General features: G+C 37.9%; 14 protein-coding genes. 7 read left to right on the top strand and 7 right to left on the bottom strand.

What is annotated here, in order from left to right:
* Positions 1–312 precede the first annotated feature (312 nt).
* Positions 313–744 carry a hypothetical protein gene (locus tag ACUR5C_RS16330; RefSeq protein ID WP_490337829.1) on the bottom strand — a complete coding sequence of 144 codons (432 nt, stop codon included), beginning with the start codon at positions 742–744 and terminating at the stop codon, positions 313–315.
* Between the two features lie 144 nt (positions 745–888).
* Here ACUR5C_RS16330 and ACUR5C_RS12915 point away from each other — a divergent pair, with 144 nt between their 5' ends.
* Positions 889–2,142 carry a DUF3644 domain-containing protein gene (locus ACUR5C_RS12915; protein ID WP_454465573.1) on the top strand — a complete coding sequence of 418 codons (1,254 nt, stop codon included), beginning with the start codon at positions 889–891 and terminating at the stop codon, positions 2,140–2,142.
* 151 nt (positions 2,143–2,293) lie between these two features.
* Here the strand turns inward: ACUR5C_RS12915 and ACUR5C_RS12910 are convergent, their stop codons facing one another.
* Entirely contained in the window at positions 2,294–2,596 is a 303-nt protein-coding gene (locus ACUR5C_RS12910) for a hypothetical protein (RefSeq protein WP_454465571.1), read from the bottom strand.
* A gap of 224 nt (positions 2,597–2,820) precedes the next feature.
* On the opposite strand from ACUR5C_RS12910, the gene ACUR5C_RS12905 reads away from it, so the two are divergent.
* The 3 genes from ACUR5C_RS12905 to ACUR5C_RS12895 are packed head-to-tail and all read left to right on the top strand — an operon-like array spanning position 2,821 to position 4,826.
* Positions 2,821–3,012, top strand: a complete 192-nt coding sequence (locus tag ACUR5C_RS12905) for a hypothetical protein (protein ID WP_454465569.1) — start codon at positions 2,821–2,823, stop codon at positions 3,010–3,012.
* Complete coding sequence (locus tag ACUR5C_RS12900; protein ID WP_454465567.1) at positions 3,005–4,057, top strand: TRM11 family SAM-dependent methyltransferase; 1,053 nt, start codon at positions 3,005–3,007, stop codon at positions 4,055–4,057. The genes ACUR5C_RS12905 and ACUR5C_RS12900 overlap by 8 nt, the downstream gene beginning before the upstream one ends.
* Positions 4,044–4,826, top strand: coding sequence for a DNA-methyltransferase (locus ACUR5C_RS12895; RefSeq protein ID WP_454465565.1), 783 nt, complete (start codon positions 4,044–4,046; stop codon positions 4,824–4,826). Before ACUR5C_RS12900 ends, ACUR5C_RS12895 begins: the two co-directional genes overlap by 14 nt.
* Here the strand turns inward: ACUR5C_RS12895 and ACUR5C_RS12890 are convergent.
* The 3 genes from ACUR5C_RS12890 to ACUR5C_RS12880 form a co-directional block, all read right to left on the bottom strand.
* Entirely contained in the window at positions 4,819–5,826 is a 1,008-nt protein-coding gene (locus ACUR5C_RS12890) for a 4Fe-4S binding protein (RefSeq protein ID WP_454465563.1), read from the bottom strand. The two genes, ACUR5C_RS12895 and ACUR5C_RS12890, sit on opposite strands and share 8 nt — an antisense overlap.
* Positions 5,819–7,507, bottom strand: a complete 1,689-nt coding sequence (locus ACUR5C_RS12885; RefSeq protein ID WP_454465562.1) for a hypothetical protein — start codon at positions 7,505–7,507, stop codon at positions 5,819–5,821. Before ACUR5C_RS12885 ends, ACUR5C_RS12890 begins: the two co-directional genes overlap by 8 nt.
* 425 nt (positions 7,508–7,932) lie before the next feature.
* Complete coding sequence (locus ACUR5C_RS12880) at positions 7,933–8,259, bottom strand: winged helix-turn-helix transcriptional regulator (protein WP_454465560.1); 327 nt, start codon at positions 8,257–8,259, stop codon at positions 7,933–7,935.
* 89 nt (positions 8,260–8,348) lie between these two features.
* Between ACUR5C_RS12880 and ACUR5C_RS12875 the strand changes: the two genes are divergently transcribed.
* Positions 8,349–8,636: a YciI family protein gene (locus tag ACUR5C_RS12875; protein ID WP_454465559.1), complete on the top strand. Its 288-nt coding sequence runs from the start codon at positions 8,349–8,351 to the stop codon at positions 8,634–8,636.
* 432 nt (positions 8,637–9,068) lie between these two features.
* Positions 9,069–9,959: a 3-hydroxyacyl-CoA dehydrogenase family protein gene (locus ACUR5C_RS12870; protein WP_454465557.1), complete on the top strand. Its 891-nt coding sequence runs from the start codon at positions 9,069–9,071 to the stop codon at positions 9,957–9,959.
* A gap of 72 nt (positions 9,960–10,031) precedes the next feature.
* On the opposite strand, the gene ACUR5C_RS12865 is transcribed toward ACUR5C_RS12870, so the two are convergent.
* Positions 10,032–12,221 carry a S9 family peptidase gene (locus tag ACUR5C_RS12865; protein WP_454465555.1) on the bottom strand — a complete coding sequence of 730 codons (2,190 nt, stop codon included), beginning with the start codon at positions 12,219–12,221 and terminating at the stop codon, positions 10,032–10,034.
* Positions 12,222–12,499: 278 nt separating this feature from the next.
* Positions 12,500–13,048, bottom strand: a complete 549-nt coding sequence (locus tag ACUR5C_RS12860) for a phosphoribosyltransferase (protein ID WP_454465554.1) — start codon at positions 13,046–13,048, stop codon at positions 12,500–12,502.
* A 151-nt stretch (positions 13,049–13,199) separates the two neighbouring features.
* On the opposite strand from ACUR5C_RS12860, the gene ACUR5C_RS12855 reads away from it, so the two are divergent.
* A complete protein-coding gene (locus ACUR5C_RS12855) occupies positions 13,200–14,465 on the top strand; it encodes a phosphopentomutase (RefSeq protein ID WP_454465552.1) in 1,266 nt (421 codons plus the stop codon).
* The last annotated feature ends 1 nt before the right edge of the window (position 14,466 follow it).

The raw sequence follows: 14,466 nt of genomic DNA, 5'->3' as shown, positions 1-14,466 counted from the left end.
CCCTTTAAATACGGAGGGTGTATGCTTGGATAGATGATAATAGGTTTTGATAGGAAAGGCAAAAAAAGAACTCATAATCGGCAGGTCCCCCGTTCAAGTCGGGGAGGGCCCACCATTTTCACTAAACACGCGGCTTCTAGCGATGTCGAAGTTCTAGTTGACAGCGTTTTACCGAAAAAGTCTCCTGTTCGAACCATGGTCACCTAGGACCACATGATTTTCTCCAGTTTTCGAAAGAGCAAAGCCTCACTAGTTATAGCGGATATGACCTCGTAACGAATTTCGTGTAAAAAGCATTAAGATTGATACTGTTTAAACCTTGCTGTCATACTCAATCACGCCTTTCAGAGTAGTTAACATCAAACGTATTGTGCCTTCTGATACGCCATCCAGACGACGCAATGAAACCAACCGTGTCAAATGACCGCCATTTAGTCCATGTAAATCGTTATGTACCGGATATACCCGACATACCTGAGTATTTAACACTCTTATTTGTGCATCAAGATTGCGTTGATTTACTGAGCCTTGTTTTGTTTTCGAGTATTCAAGTATGGCATCAGCGATTTTTATTGTTGGTTTCTCACCCAATACTTGCTGGCGATACAGGGTTTCACGTAATTGGCTTTCAAATCGTAAGGCTAAAGATTTCTTGGTAGTTTTAGTGCTACGAATAACTGTATTACCGTTGATAGTGATTTCACAGTAGTAAAACTTGGAATTCTTACGCTTGTAGACTGACATCGAAAAGACCTTTACCAACCATAGAGGGCTACTATCCGGTCAAATAGTGAGCTAGACAACAAAGTATGGTCGTTTATAATTCTGATTAACACCTTTTAACCTATTGATACATATTGCATTCATGCAAACAAATGGAATTGAGAAATGACAAGATATGAAAAAGTAGATAAAGCTTACGAGTTTTTAACAGAAAATGAACAGTCTGGTGATTCATTTACAATCGCAGAGCTAGCAATTGCAACTGAATGGTCGCAAGGAAGCTGTCGCACATACGTGTCTAAACGATGGCATCAGTATATTCATAGAGATAAATCTGAATACACACCGTCTGGAATAATATTTCTAAGTAAAGAAGAATTTCGAGCAGTTCACAGTCAGAAACTCCAGCAAGTAAAAGATTTATCTGAAAAAGGACGGTTAGTTAAAAAAGCTAAAGAGTTTGCACTATTAGCGGTCTCTACATATAACAATCCTTTTACTGAGTTTAAAACACATGGCTACATTGTAAATATAGTAATTGCTTATACTGCGCTATTTCATGCGATATTTGAAAAACGTGGAATTGATTATTTTTACAAAGATAGAGATGGTAGTCCTAAATTAATTGATGGAGAGCCGAAAGCTTGGGAGCTATCAACTTGTTGCAAAAAGTATTGGATCGGAACCAATCACCCTGAAAAGTACAATATAGATTTTCTGATTGGACTTAGAAATAGAATCGAGCATCGGAGTCTTCCGCTTATAGATATGGCTGTTTCTGGGTACTGCCAGTCAGCGCTTACAAATTTTGAATCTATGTTGATTGATGAATTTGGTGAAGAGCACACTTTAATGGCAAGTTTAGCTGTATCAATGCAATTAACGCGAACTTCAACTCAACAGCAAGCTGACGCACTGAAAGAATTCCAGAAGGAAAATTACAAAGTCGTACGAGAGTTTATGGAAACTTTCAATAATGATTTATCTGATGAAATTGCTGATAGTCATCGTTATAGGCTAAGAGCATTCTTAATCCCTAAAATTGGCGGCAGCAAGAGCTCGGCGGATTTGGCTATTGAGTTTATTAACGCAACATCGCTTAATGATGAGCAAAAAGAGAACTATGAACATGCTATTGCACTGATAAAGGGGGTGGATTCGCCTTATAAATTAAGGCCCGGCCAAGTAGAAAAGCTAGTAAAAGAAAAAATATCTGACTTCAATATGTCACTACATACAAAATGTTGGAAACGCTATGAAGCTCGGCCACAAGATATCCAATTAAACTTCAAAGGTGAATATTCTGGGTATGTAGAAGGGTTTGATGGTTACTTGTATTCTAAAAAATGGGCTGATTTTCTCATTTCAGAGTTAAAGAACTCGGCTAAAAAACGAGCAGCTAGAAACTATAGAGGATAAGCAAAGATAAGCGGTTTTCGAGGAATACTTATCTTTTATAAGTATGCCATCTCTCTGAAGGCTACGAATTCTGCTTGCTGCACCATATAAAATCTCGAGCTGTTAGGGATAATGACAGGTGGTAAGCGATTTTTGGTCTACTAGTCTGATATTAAATCCAGTGGTTAGGGATTTTTAAGTCATAATTATTCACAACAAAACGAAGAGTTGAAATTATTTCCTTATGCTTTTCTTCATCATATTTTTGGTTATTTTTCTTTAACTCAATAATTTCTTGGAGGGCAGGTAAATTAAACATTCCGAGCTTGTAGAAGTTTTTCCAGTTAGCGTCGCCGAAGAGGTTGTATATTGTTTCTGTTCCATCACGCTCACTTGCAAGTCGTCTCTTTCCATCAATTAATTGTTCGGCTTTTTCCGCTTTGTCGCGGTCATCATATGAGTTAAGTAGTTGCATTGAATCACTAAAGTTGATGTTTATGAGTTAATTAACAAGATTGTACTGTACTCAATGACTATTCCCCAAATGTTATATGACGAGTTGAGAGGTTTAGCTGCATAAAGTGCTTAATATTTGAACAATGCGTTCAGTTCGAACACAAAATACCACTGAATACATATTGACGTACGATGTAATATAGGTAACATATGTTACATTGTGAACGGTGAGGATTAAACTGTATGAGCATTGGTAAAAGTGGTCGTATCGTGATTGAAATAGACCCAGATTTAAAGAAACAGCTATATAGCGAATTGACTTCAAAAGGGTTATCGCTTAAAGACTGGTTCGTAGAGTCAGCATGTCAATATCTGGAAATTAAACCCACTAACCTAGTACCAGAAACAATTCGAGAAGAATCAAACAATGACTAAAATTAAATCAGATTCTGGCAAGCCTAAAAAGACAGCTGTAAAGAAAGCAAGTACCGAAAAGGCTGCAACAACCGTCAAAGCCAAGAAAACAATAGCTAAGAAAACAACAGCCAAAAAAAAAGCAGTAACTGCCAAAGAAAAAAAGCCCAGCAAGAAAGTTAAAGAAAAGACAGAAGCGACTGTCGAAGCTGAAACAAAAGTTAGTAAGAAAGGAAAATATGATCCAAGAAATAAACTTAATGATCTAATTTCTACGGAATGGATTCCCGAAACTATTTCTGTTTGGAATCAGAAAGGACTTGGTGCTAAGCATCCTGATGTGAAGATTGAGAAACAACATCCAGCTCCATTTTCGTTCACGGATGTTGCTCGCTTAATTCGATTTTTTACCAAAAAGAAGCAGACTGTTTTAGATCCTTTCGTTGGAATTGGTTCAACATTAAAAGCCTGTGCACTGGAAAAAAGAAAGGGAATTGGGATCGAACTAAATCCTAAATATGCAGATTTAGCGCTAGAACGAATAGAAAGCGAAGTCTCAGAGATTAAAGAGGAAATTGAAGAGCAGCTGATTCTTGAAGGAGACTCAAGAGAAGTATTAGATACTCTTGACGAAAATAGTGTAGATTTTGTAGTAACTAGCCCACCCTATTGGAATATTCTCCATAAAAAAGATCATAAGGTAAAACAAGAAAGAGAGAAGCACTCGCTAGATACGAAATACAGTGATCATGAATCGGATTTGGGAAATATACACGATTATCCAGAATTCTTGGATGATCTAACTGGTATATTAGGAAAGTGTGCGAGAATATTAAAACCAGAAAAATATATGGCTGTAATTGTTAGTGATTTTAGAGATAAGTCCAAGTACATTATGTTTCACGCCGATCTAGCAAGAAGTTTAGAGCCTTTTGGCTTAGAAATGAGAGGATTGAAAGTTCTTTATCAAAGACATAAAAGAATTTTTCCATATGGCTATCCATATGCTTACGTACCTAATATTCATAATCAATACATACTGATACTACAAAATGCTAAAAAATAAATTAAATACTATTGTCAATCTCGATTGTATTGAAGGGATGAAACAAATTTCTGACGAATCAGTAGATTTAATCGTTGCAGACCCACCTTATAATCTAAATAAAAATTTTGGAAAGTGGGATGAGAGTAAGAAAAAAGACATATGGCTTCCTTGGTCAAAAGAATGGCTAGATGAATGTAAAAGAATACTTAAAGATGATGGTAGTATCTTTGTTTACGGTATTCATCATCATTTATGCTGGTTACAGTGCTATATGATTGATATTGGCCTTGAGTATCGTAGGCAAATAATTTGGTATTATGAAAACGGATTTTCTGGTTATAAAAATACATTACAAGCACACTATGAACCGCTTCTTTGGTTTTCAAAAAGCGATAAATACACTTACCACATAATTAGAGAACCCTATAAAAGCACTGAGCGACTTAAGAATAAGATAACAAAAAATGGTAAAGTTTGGACGCCGCATCCGGATGGTCGAATGGCTGGTGATGTCTGGAGCTTTCCCACGTTAGCGGGCAAACGCTTTAAAGATGAGAAGGTTGATCACCCAACGCAAAAGCCGCTATCTATCTCCGAAAGAATAATAAGACATTTTTCTAACGAGAATGATATTGTGGTAATTCCTTTTTCGGGTAGTGGTTCGGAGTGTGTAGCTGCGAAAAAATTGAATCGCAATTTTATTGGTTTCGAGTTAAATCAAGAGTATATAGAAATTGCAAATCGTAGACTGAATGATGTCAAACAGATCGAAGCGGCTCTTATTTAGCTGCTTCGATTAAGTTGCTAGGTTCGCTTATGTTTGGTTTACGCCCTATAACCTTTGTCAGCTTTTCACGTGCAGACATCAGATTCTTATCCAGATAGAAGTCATTCAATGCTAGCTTTTTCCTATTCCAAACTATCATCAATAAAACGGACAGGGGGATAACTGAAATATTAACATCAACTACGCTTTTAATATCGGTTAGCAGTTCCCAAAATTCAGTTCTTTTATTAGGAAGTTCTGGTAAAACGATAGCTCCAATTGTATTTTCTTTTTTAATATTATAGCGCGAACAAAAAACAGCTACATCATCCAAAATATCTCTAGGTGAGTCTAGATTGGCAGTAAGTTCAGCTTCAATAAGAACAAATTTTTTGTCAACTAGTCCAATACCGTCCATACGAATATTTATGTCACCTTGTCTCGTAAAATAAGTTTCTACTCCTGCTAATTGCAATGACTTACAGACTAATCGATTAATAGTATTTGTTTTGGATATTAATGATGAGATAGAAGATATAATATTTGAGAAAATTTTGTCGTTTTCAATAATAGCTGGATTTTTGTACGTGAAGATATCTTCCGTTAAAGTAACTGCTGATTTAGTAATTGAAATATTCGAGAGATTATAATTTACTACCGCCTTGAATTTTGAATCTAGATATATAGCACCAATGGGACATGCGGAAATACAGAGACCACATCCAATACAAAGTTCACGGTCAACTCTCACTTCACCCGAGTCGGTCATTCCAATAGCGTCTGTGGGGCATATCTTATCTGACTGACTGCTTTGCAACTCTTCAAATACGATTACAGTATTCTCTCGTTTTATACAATTCATATCTTTACAGTTCAAGCATGAACTTTCAATTTCACTGCTATCCGACATTGTGAGTTTAGCTACTGACTTGTCGTTATATGTTACAACAACCGGTATTAGACCATTAGGGTATTCATAGTGAGCGATATTTAACTTACTTTGTTTGAGAATATTAACCATTGATAATTCCCCGTTTATTCGATAGTTCCTTAAACTCTAGAGCCTGATTTTCACGAATAGCTCTAATTGATATTTTTAGCAAGTAATCTATGCCTAGCACCGCTATATCAATATCGTAAATGTTCTTAATATCTCTTATTAGGCTAGCTACGTCTGCTCTTTCTTTTGGTAGTTCAAAGCCAATAGCTAGAGATGTAGTTTTCTTTAAGTTTTTTTCTGCTTGTCTTGCTTGAAGGATTATCTTATTTTCAAGTGCTTGCCTGATCGCTTTAACCGAAATGTGTAACTCTTCTGTTGGAGATTTGATCTCTATCGGAATTGAATCCTCATCATTTAATATTATTGCATCCCATCTTCGAGAGTTAACTCCGTGAGGTGGAATATCACAACGTAATCCTATAGTTTGAAAAATATCACCAATTAAGGGATAAAATTGGTCCTTCGTATGTGCAATATATTCTTTTTTTAGAATTGTTGATATTTCTAGGTCTGTGTGCTGATCGATAAGATTTTCAACCGATTTTCTAAATGCATTGCTCTTGGTATCTAAGTTTGAAGTATTCTCGATTATTGTGGTTTTTAGTTCTGATTGCAGATCTTGAATTTGGCCGCTATTAACTTCTTCCAGCCGCTTCGGTGAATATATAGATTCTCTTTTATCTGTGGGCAATTCTATATTAAATATTGAAGCCAATTTGGCTCTATCAAGAACTTGAAATGGTGAAAATATTACATTTTTAGGAATCCCATTGTTAGTCAGTTCTTGTTCTGCATTGTTCTTTATTATTTGAACAGGTGAAATATCAAATCCTGACTCTTCCAGCATAGAATAGAAGCTAGATTCGGCAAGTGATTTAATTGGATAGTCTTTATTTCTTGTTGCAGATAATCTTATATCAGGCTTTTTGATTATAGAGTCAACTAACTGAATACCATGAGCGGTGATTTTGTAAGTTCTCTGAGCTCTAGAGTAGTTTATCTTGTCTCTGATTGGGTGCGCCCAATCCAACCACTTTAATGCACCCAATGGGAATCGCGTGTAATTTCGCGCTGTCACTTGGGTGATCCCTCTGACCTTTAAGCGTTTTTGCAGCTCGGCATCAAACTCTTTTGGATTAGTTCGATAATATATCAATTCTTTATTCATCGCATCGAGGGTGGAACTATCTGTGTCATTATCAAGTGAAAGTGGGCCGAAAATAATTTCATCTCTTGATAAAACGCCACCGAGCGCTCTCATCGTTTTCAAAATTGTTACAAAAGGGCGAATTACATAGTTTCCATTAACATCTATTACATCATTTGGAAACTCCATTCCAATGAAGCATTGTTCGACCAAGGAAAGTCGTTCTACGGAAGCTGTTGCAATATGGTCGCCTAGCAAGGTGAAATTATACCAAAGAGCTTTCTCTCCGCTCTGAATCCATCCTAATACTCTGTATAATTCAGCATACATCTTGCATTGGTTGTAAGATTTATCCCTAGAAAGATCTTTACTCGCCCCCTTTAATAAAGCTTCAACACCCATAGTTCCTGAAGAGCTAATCAACCCATTCGAAACAAGTAACTCCTGCATATCGTGGAGATCGAATACCTGCTCTCTACTAATATTTTGATAGAGAAATGTGAAGCAGTTTATGAGATTGTCTAATGCCGAACCAGGATTTGGAAAACGATGCATAAAAAATCCATTTAATATTAATTTTTTTAATATTAACAAGCTGGAAGTGAATGCGATAGTACAAACTGGTCACGGTTTAATGTTTCATGTCAAAGAATCATGTTTAAATCAACTAAAGGCTCGAATTTGGATGGTATTTGTACTAATCAAGCACTCATTGGTAACGAAATCGGTAAGGTTTTGGTCGTGGCTACCTTAGAGAGTGCAAATTAAGTGGAAGTTAGTGCTTGCTAACCGGGTCTCATAATCGGCAGGTCCCCCGTTCAAGTCGGGGAGGGCCCACCATTTTTCTTCAAGGCATAATCTGTTCTTCAAGGCATCGTTGTAGCAGTCAAAATTATTAACTTCCCAAACGAAAATCGCGTGAGTGTTATCTATAACAGTATTGCGACTTTGTTATTGGCTAGCGCCAACAAATTTTTGCTTTATCTTAGTGTCTTTTCCCATTCCTCGGCCCAGTTTCTTAAAGGGTTTAGTGTATCCATTAAGGAGTAGCCTAGTTCGGTTAGTTTATAGCCTTCAGTTGAGGTATAAATTAATTTAGCCTCGGTAAGTTGTTTAATTCTGGTATTAAGAACTGAAGGTGACATATTGTCACAATGCTCTTGCAGCGCTCTAAAACTGAGGGCCGTTGAGCTGAGTTCCCACATAATTCTCATGTTCCATTTTCGTCCTAGAAGATCAAAAACAGCCATAATAGCTATGCCTGAACTTGAACCTCTTACAGGTTTATTGGGTAAAGGTGTTGTCATTACTCTTGCGCTTCTAAAATAGTAGCGGTATTATTCGCTACGAAATAAGTAGCGATTTTATATTAATTTAACAGAAAAGCGAGAGAATTATGTTTCTAGTTGATATGAGCTTTACCAATATGGAAAAAATCACACCTGAATTAACTAATCTGCATAAGCGTTATTTAGAGCAAGAATATTCATCGAACAAACTAATGTTTGGTGGCAGGAAAGTGCCAAGAACAGGAGGCATACTAATCTCAATGCACGCCAATAAGAATGAGTTAGTTGAAGTATTAGATTCAGCCCCATTTATCAAAAATGGGGCTGCCAGTTATTCTATCACTGAATTTACGCCTATTATGGCTTGCAAAGACTATATCCATATTGTGGCCTAAATAGCCACTTCAAAGGGGCTTCATTGGTTTCCGAGGTTGGTTTTGCTCCATATGTGAGAAAACCATTAAGCGCCATTTAATAGGATGTTGAATGGCTGCTTTTAGAAAAAGTTAGCGATAGAATTTTAACTTTGCGATCTAAACTTTAAGTCTAATTTCGCAATGTTAGTGCTGCATCATTGGATGACTAGTCGACATAGACCATAAAATACAATATAAGCAGCCTTACTAGTCGCTCTCGGTTTTAAACTACTTTACCCACCGCTTAATCTTTTAGATAATAGGCGCCACAAACCATTTAAAAATCGAGTGCTAGTTAAAAGTGCTAGTTAAAAGTAGTATATTTATCAGTTGGTTAAGCCTGTTTGCGGTTATTAACGCGAGTTTTCGCTTTGCCAAGTCTATGTCAACTAACTAAAGATAAACAAAATTATGATGAAAAATGTAGCAATTATTGGGTCTGGCACCATGGGTAATGGCATTGCACATGTTTTTGCACAAAGCGGGTTTCAAGTTAATTTAATTGATATATCTCAGCCGGCATTAGACAAAGGCTTGGCAACGATAACCAAAAACTTAGATCGACAATTAGCCAAAGAAAAAATATCGGCAGCAGACAAACAAGCCACACTAGACAAGATTACTACTTTTACCGATTTAGAAAAAGGCGTAAATAATGTTGATTTAGTCGTAGAAGCGGCAACAGAGAACGAAGCGATTAAATTAGATATTTTTAAAAAGTTAAGTGAATTTTGCGATGCCAATACGATTTTAGCTTCAAACACCTCATCTATATCCATTACCAAAATTGCTAGCGTAACCAGCACGCCAGAGAAAGTTATTGGTATGCACTTTATGAACCCCGTACCCGTCATGAAACTTGTAGAAGTTATTAATGGTTACTTAACTTCAAGTGAGACCACTCAACAAATTTTAGATGCCTGTCAACGCTTAAATAAAATTGCGGTGCCAGCAAATGATTACCCTGGCTTTGTGGCTAACCGAATTTTAATGCCAATGATTAATGAAGCCATTTTATCGTTGCAAAATGGTGTGGCTGGCGTGAGCGAAATTGACCAAATAATGAAGCTTGGAATGGCTCATCCAATGGGGCCGTTACAATTAGCTGACTTTATTGGACTCGATGTTTGCTTGTCTATTATGCGGGTTTTGCAAGACGGATTAGGTGATGATAAATATGCTCCTGCGCCGCTGTTAGTTAATATGGTGACTGCTGGGCATTTAGGGCATAAGTCTGGACGTGGCTTTTATGATTGGACTAATGGTGGCAAAGAACTGACAGTTTCGGCGCAGTTTAAATAAATTATTGAGTCGGTTTTTCTATCCAATAAAAAAGGCCATTTAAGGCCTTTTTTATTGGCTGATGTTTATAAATTATTTCGCTTGGTGTGCGAGTAATTGAAACGCCATTTCTTCGGCTCTATCTCTTAAGCGACCGTAGCGCCCACTATTAGCAAAGTGTCCTGCACCCATATTAATACGCATCACCAATAAATTGTCATCTGTTTTAGTGGCTCGCATTTTGGCTGTCCATTTGGCCGGCTCCCAGTAAGTTACCCTAGGGTCATTCAGTCCGCCAGTAACCATCATGGGCGGGTAATCACGCTTTTCTATGTTGTCATAGGGCGAGTAAGAACGGATTAAATCAAAATATTTTTTGCTTTCAATCGGGTTACCCCATTCAACCCACTCAGGAGGCGTAAGCGGTAAACTTTCGTCTAACATAGTGTTAAGTACATCAACAAAAGGAACCATTAGCGTAACCGAGCGCCATAGTTCGGGCGCTTGTAGAATGACGGCTCCCATCATTTCACCACCTGCGCTGCCACCAGCAATAGATATATTTCCAGCATCGGTATATTTTTCTTTTATTAGGTAGTGGGCAACGTCAACGAAATCATTGAATGCATTAACTCGGTTGTCCATTTTTCCGTCTAAGTACCAGTTATAGCCCATTTCGTCACCACCGCGAGTGTGCGCAATAGCAAATGAAAAACCACGATCTAACAAGCTTAAACGTGAGCTCGAGAAGCTAGGAGACATGCCCATTCCATAAGCGCCATAAGCATAAAGTGACATTGGGTGAGTGCCGTCTTGCTTAAAGCCTTTTTTATATACTATGGAAACCGGGATTAGCTTACCATCTCTTGCTGGTGCCATTAGGCGTTTGGTTTCATATTGAGTTTTATCGTAGCCCGAGGGTATTTTCTTTTGCTTACGTAACTGCAGTTGTTTTTTGGAAAAATCAAAGTCGTAAATGGTACTCGGAGTGATCATTGACTGGTAGCTTAGGCGAACGTGAGCTTGGTCAAAGTTAGGATTCGTTGATAGGCTCGCCGCAAAAACTGACTCTGGAAACTCTACATCGTAAGCTTCACCGGTATAAGGTAAAACTCGAATGGCATCAAGTCCGTCATGACGCAGTTTGACTACAAGCTGATTTGCAAATGCTTTAAAGCTTCTTAAATAAATTTTATCATCGCCTTCTAAAATAGAGTTCCACTGAGCATTGGCTGGTTGATCGTCGGCTACTTCGGCTAAGCGAAAGTTAACATGCTTATCGTTGGTTAATAAGTAAAATTTGCCATTCGCATGATCGATATTGGCCTTTATACCCGCATCTCTTGAAAGTAGCTTTTTAGCCGGTTGGTCTAAGTCTTTAGCGTTAAAAACCAGAATTTCATTCACGTCTTTATGACCGGTTGAAATGGCTAGCCATTCTTCGCTAGAAGTTAAAAAGGCTGATAAGAAAAAGCCTTTATCTGACTCTGTAAATAGCACTTGGTCGGCTTTATTGGCACCTATTCGATGAATATTAACACTCTCTCCGCGCCAAACTTTTTCGTCTAATCGAACATAGGCAAGAGTTTTACTGTCTCCTACAAACTCAACTTGGCCAGAGGAGTCAGATATTGTTACATCGAGCAACTCGCCGGTGGCAATGTTTCTAACAAAAATATCGTAACGTTCGTCGCCTGCGGTGTCTAAGCTGTAAGCGACAAGCTGGTTATCTGGACTAATATCAATATCGCCAATAACAAAATATTCATGTCCTTTAGACAGTGCTTGCTCATCTAAATAGATTTCTGATTTATTATTCGCTAAATTTTTGCGGTACTGTAAAGGGTAATCTGCATCAGCTTGATACTCTTCCCAATACTCGTAGCCATTGTAAATATAAGGGACCGAGGCATCTTTTTCATCAACACGCCCCTTAAACTCTTCAAATAACTCATCAACGAGCGCTTTTTGCGGCTCTAAAAAAGCTTGAAAGTATTCATTTTCTTTATTTAAGTAGTCGAGCACTGCTTTGTCGTCTGTATTTGGGTAGCTTGGGTCTTTTAACCAATGAAAAGGATCGCTAACCTCTACGCCATGGTAGCTATAGGTATAGGGAATTTGCATAGCTTTAGGCGCGGGTTGGGGGAGTGATTTTAGTCTCGGGTAGGTTTTAGGCATGTTTTTTTCTACTAATTGATTATCTGTGGGTTTAGGGTCTGACTGACCACATCCTGTAATAATTAATGCTGCGAGAGATACCGCAATAAGCTTGTTAAGGTGCATGGGTGTTGCCCTATTGTTGTTTATTTTGTGCTGAATATAAAAGGTCTTTAATCAGGATACCAGCACTAAATTGTTTCAGAGCGTATCAATGCGATGAATAGTCGCGCATGATGGCAACTTCTGATTTAATAATTAAACTTTTATACCAGCAAATGCAGAGTTTAATTGGGATTGAGTTCTATCAAAAATAGCTTGGAGAAGTGCATTAGCTTGTAATGTTAAAAACGTAAATATTAACACTACAAGCTAATTGGATCTAAAAAAATACTTTATAATTGCTAAACGTCGAGTTCAGGCAAATTAATGTTCTTATTATTTTTGATCTCCGCTGGAGTACAGCCAATGAGTTCGTGAGGAAATACTAACCAATCATCGGTTTCTTTCAGGTAGTAATCTGGGGTTAGTTCTGTCACGTTTCGACGAGGTTTATAATAAACTGTTGCGGTGCGAATAATGCTCGGCGTATTTCTGCGACATTTGTGTTGAATTTCTTTAATTAACGCCTCTATTGAACGACCACTATCAAAAACGTCATCAACAATTAATAGACTATCTTCTACATTAATATTATTAACAATATATTCTAAGCCATGAACATTAACTTCTTTTTGCTGCTGCATGCCAACGTAACTACTGGTACGAATTGAAATGTGATCGGTTTTTACGCCATAGTAATCCATGATTTCTTGAACCGCGATACCCACAGGTGTACCACCACGCCAAACAGCAATAATAAACTTGGGGCGAAATCCGCTTTGTAAAATTTTAATGCCAAGCTCGAACGACATGTCGAGTAACTCTTGCGCGGTAATAAATGTTTTTTCCATAATAAAATGCCTAATCAACTACTTATATTAATCGGTTATTATATCGCTTTTGTGCAGATAATGGCTACTGCGTTTTGCTTAAATGTGAATATAAATTGGCCTAAAAAACAGGTATAATTAGCACTTAACTTTAAATCGAAAAGGTAATCTAGTGGCCAAAGCAATTATTCTTGTGCTTGACAGTTTAGGTATTGGGGCAACGCCTGATGCTGAAAAATTTGGTGATCAAGGCGCCAATACTTTGGGCCATATTGCGCACTGGTGTGCGCAAGGTAATCAGTGTGAAGAGCGAGCTACCGGGCCACTAAAAATTCCGAACTTAGTCAAGTTAGGTTTAGCTAAAGCAAATCAACTGGGCTCTGGAAAACTGCCAATCACTGCAGTAGAAAATCACCACCCGATATTCGAAAGCAATAATGCTCATGCTGGCAAACAAGATGACATTGTAGCGTTATATTCTGCTTGCGAAGAACTTTCAACAGGAAAAGACACGCCTTCTGGACATTGGGAAATGGCAGGAGTAGCGGTTGAATTTGATTGGGGATTTTTTCCGAAGCAAGAAAACTGTTTTCCGCTTGGCTTAGTTGAAGAAATAAAAAAGCAAACTGGAGTGAAAGACATTTTGGGTAATTGTCATGCGTCTGGAACTGAAATTTTAAATCGACTCGGGCAAGCGCATATCGATAGTGGAGCACCTATTTGTTATACCTCGGCCGACTCAGTTTTTCAGGTTGCAGCGCATGAAGATTACTTTGGACTAGATAATTTATATGCGTTTTGTGAATCAGTAAGAAAAATATTAAATGAATATAATATTGGGCGGGTGATTGCGCGCCCATTTATAGGCGAGGCGGGCGCATTTACGCGCACCGGAAATCGTAAAGACTATACTACGCCACCACACAAAAATACTTTACTTGACTTGCTCGTTAAAAATGGCCGCGAAGTTCATTCGGTTGGTAAAATCGCGGATATTTTTGCGCATCGCGGAATTACTCATAAGACCAAAGCTACTGGCCATGATGCTCTTTTTAATGCCACCATCGAGGCAATAAATATTGCCGAGCCTGGCAGCTTAATATTTACAAACTTTGTTGAGTTTGATCAGTCGTTTGGCCATAGAAGAAATATCGGCGGATATGCTGCGGCATTAGAACATTTTGATCAACGCTTGCCAGAAGTCGTAAGCGCCATGCAGCAAGATGACTTATTAGTATTAACGGCCGATCATGGTTGCGATCCAACTTGGCCTGGTAGTGATCATACAAGAGAGCATGTTCCGTTTATTGCCTATCGACCTAATAATGCCCTTGAAATAAATAAAGGCATTCGCTCTAGTTTTTGTGATATTGGTCAATCAATCGCTGACTTTTTAGAAATAGAGCCACTAGCGCAAGGTACCAGTGTTTTTAAGTAAA

The organism is Aliikangiella aequoris (assembly GCF_053709105.1).
Note: the sequence above shows the minus strand (reverse complement) of the source record. Positions and strands in the feature narration are given on the sequence as shown.

Bases quoted from the DNA above. Each gene is read 5' to 3' on its own strand.
- ACUR5C_RS16330 (WP_490337829.1), bottom strand. From the start codon at position 744: ATGTCAGTCTACAAGCGTAAGAATTCCAAGTTTTACTACTGTGAAATC.
- ACUR5C_RS12915 (WP_454465573.1), top strand. From the start codon at position 889: ATGACAAGATATGAAAAAGTAGATAAAGCTTACGAGTTTTTAACAGAA.
- ACUR5C_RS12910 (WP_454465571.1), bottom strand. From the start codon at position 2,596: ATGCAACTACTTAACTCATATGATGACCGCGACAAAGCGGAAAAAGCC.
- ACUR5C_RS12905 (WP_454465569.1), top strand. From the start codon at position 2,821: ATGAGCATTGGTAAAAGTGGTCGTATCGTGATTGAAATAGACCCAGAT.
- ACUR5C_RS12900 (WP_454465567.1), top strand. From the start codon at position 3,005: ATGACTAAAATTAAATCAGATTCTGGCAAGCCTAAAAAGACAGCTGTA.
- ACUR5C_RS12895 (WP_454465565.1), top strand. From the start codon at position 4,044: ATGCTAAAAAATAAATTAAATACTATTGTCAATCTCGATTGTATTGAA.
- ACUR5C_RS12890 (WP_454465563.1), bottom strand. From the start codon at position 5,826: ATGGTTAATATTCTCAAACAAAGTAAGTTAAATATCGCTCACTATGAA.
- ACUR5C_RS12885 (WP_454465562.1), bottom strand. From the start codon at position 7,507: ATGCATCGTTTTCCAAATCCTGGTTCGGCATTAGACAATCTCATAAAC.
- ACUR5C_RS12880 (WP_454465560.1), bottom strand. From the start codon at position 8,259: ATGACAACACCTTTACCCAATAAACCTGTAAGAGGTTCAAGTTCAGGC.
- ACUR5C_RS12875 (WP_454465559.1), top strand. From the start codon at position 8,349: ATGTTTCTAGTTGATATGAGCTTTACCAATATGGAAAAAATCACACCT.
- ACUR5C_RS12870 (WP_454465557.1), top strand. From the start codon at position 9,069: ATGATGAAAAATGTAGCAATTATTGGGTCTGGCACCATGGGTAATGGC.
- ACUR5C_RS12865 (WP_454465555.1), bottom strand. From the start codon at position 12,221: ATGCACCTTAACAAGCTTATTGCGGTATCTCTCGCAGCATTAATTATT.
- ACUR5C_RS12860 (WP_454465554.1), bottom strand. From the start codon at position 13,048: ATGGAAAAAACATTTATTACCGCGCAAGAGTTACTCGACATGTCGTTC.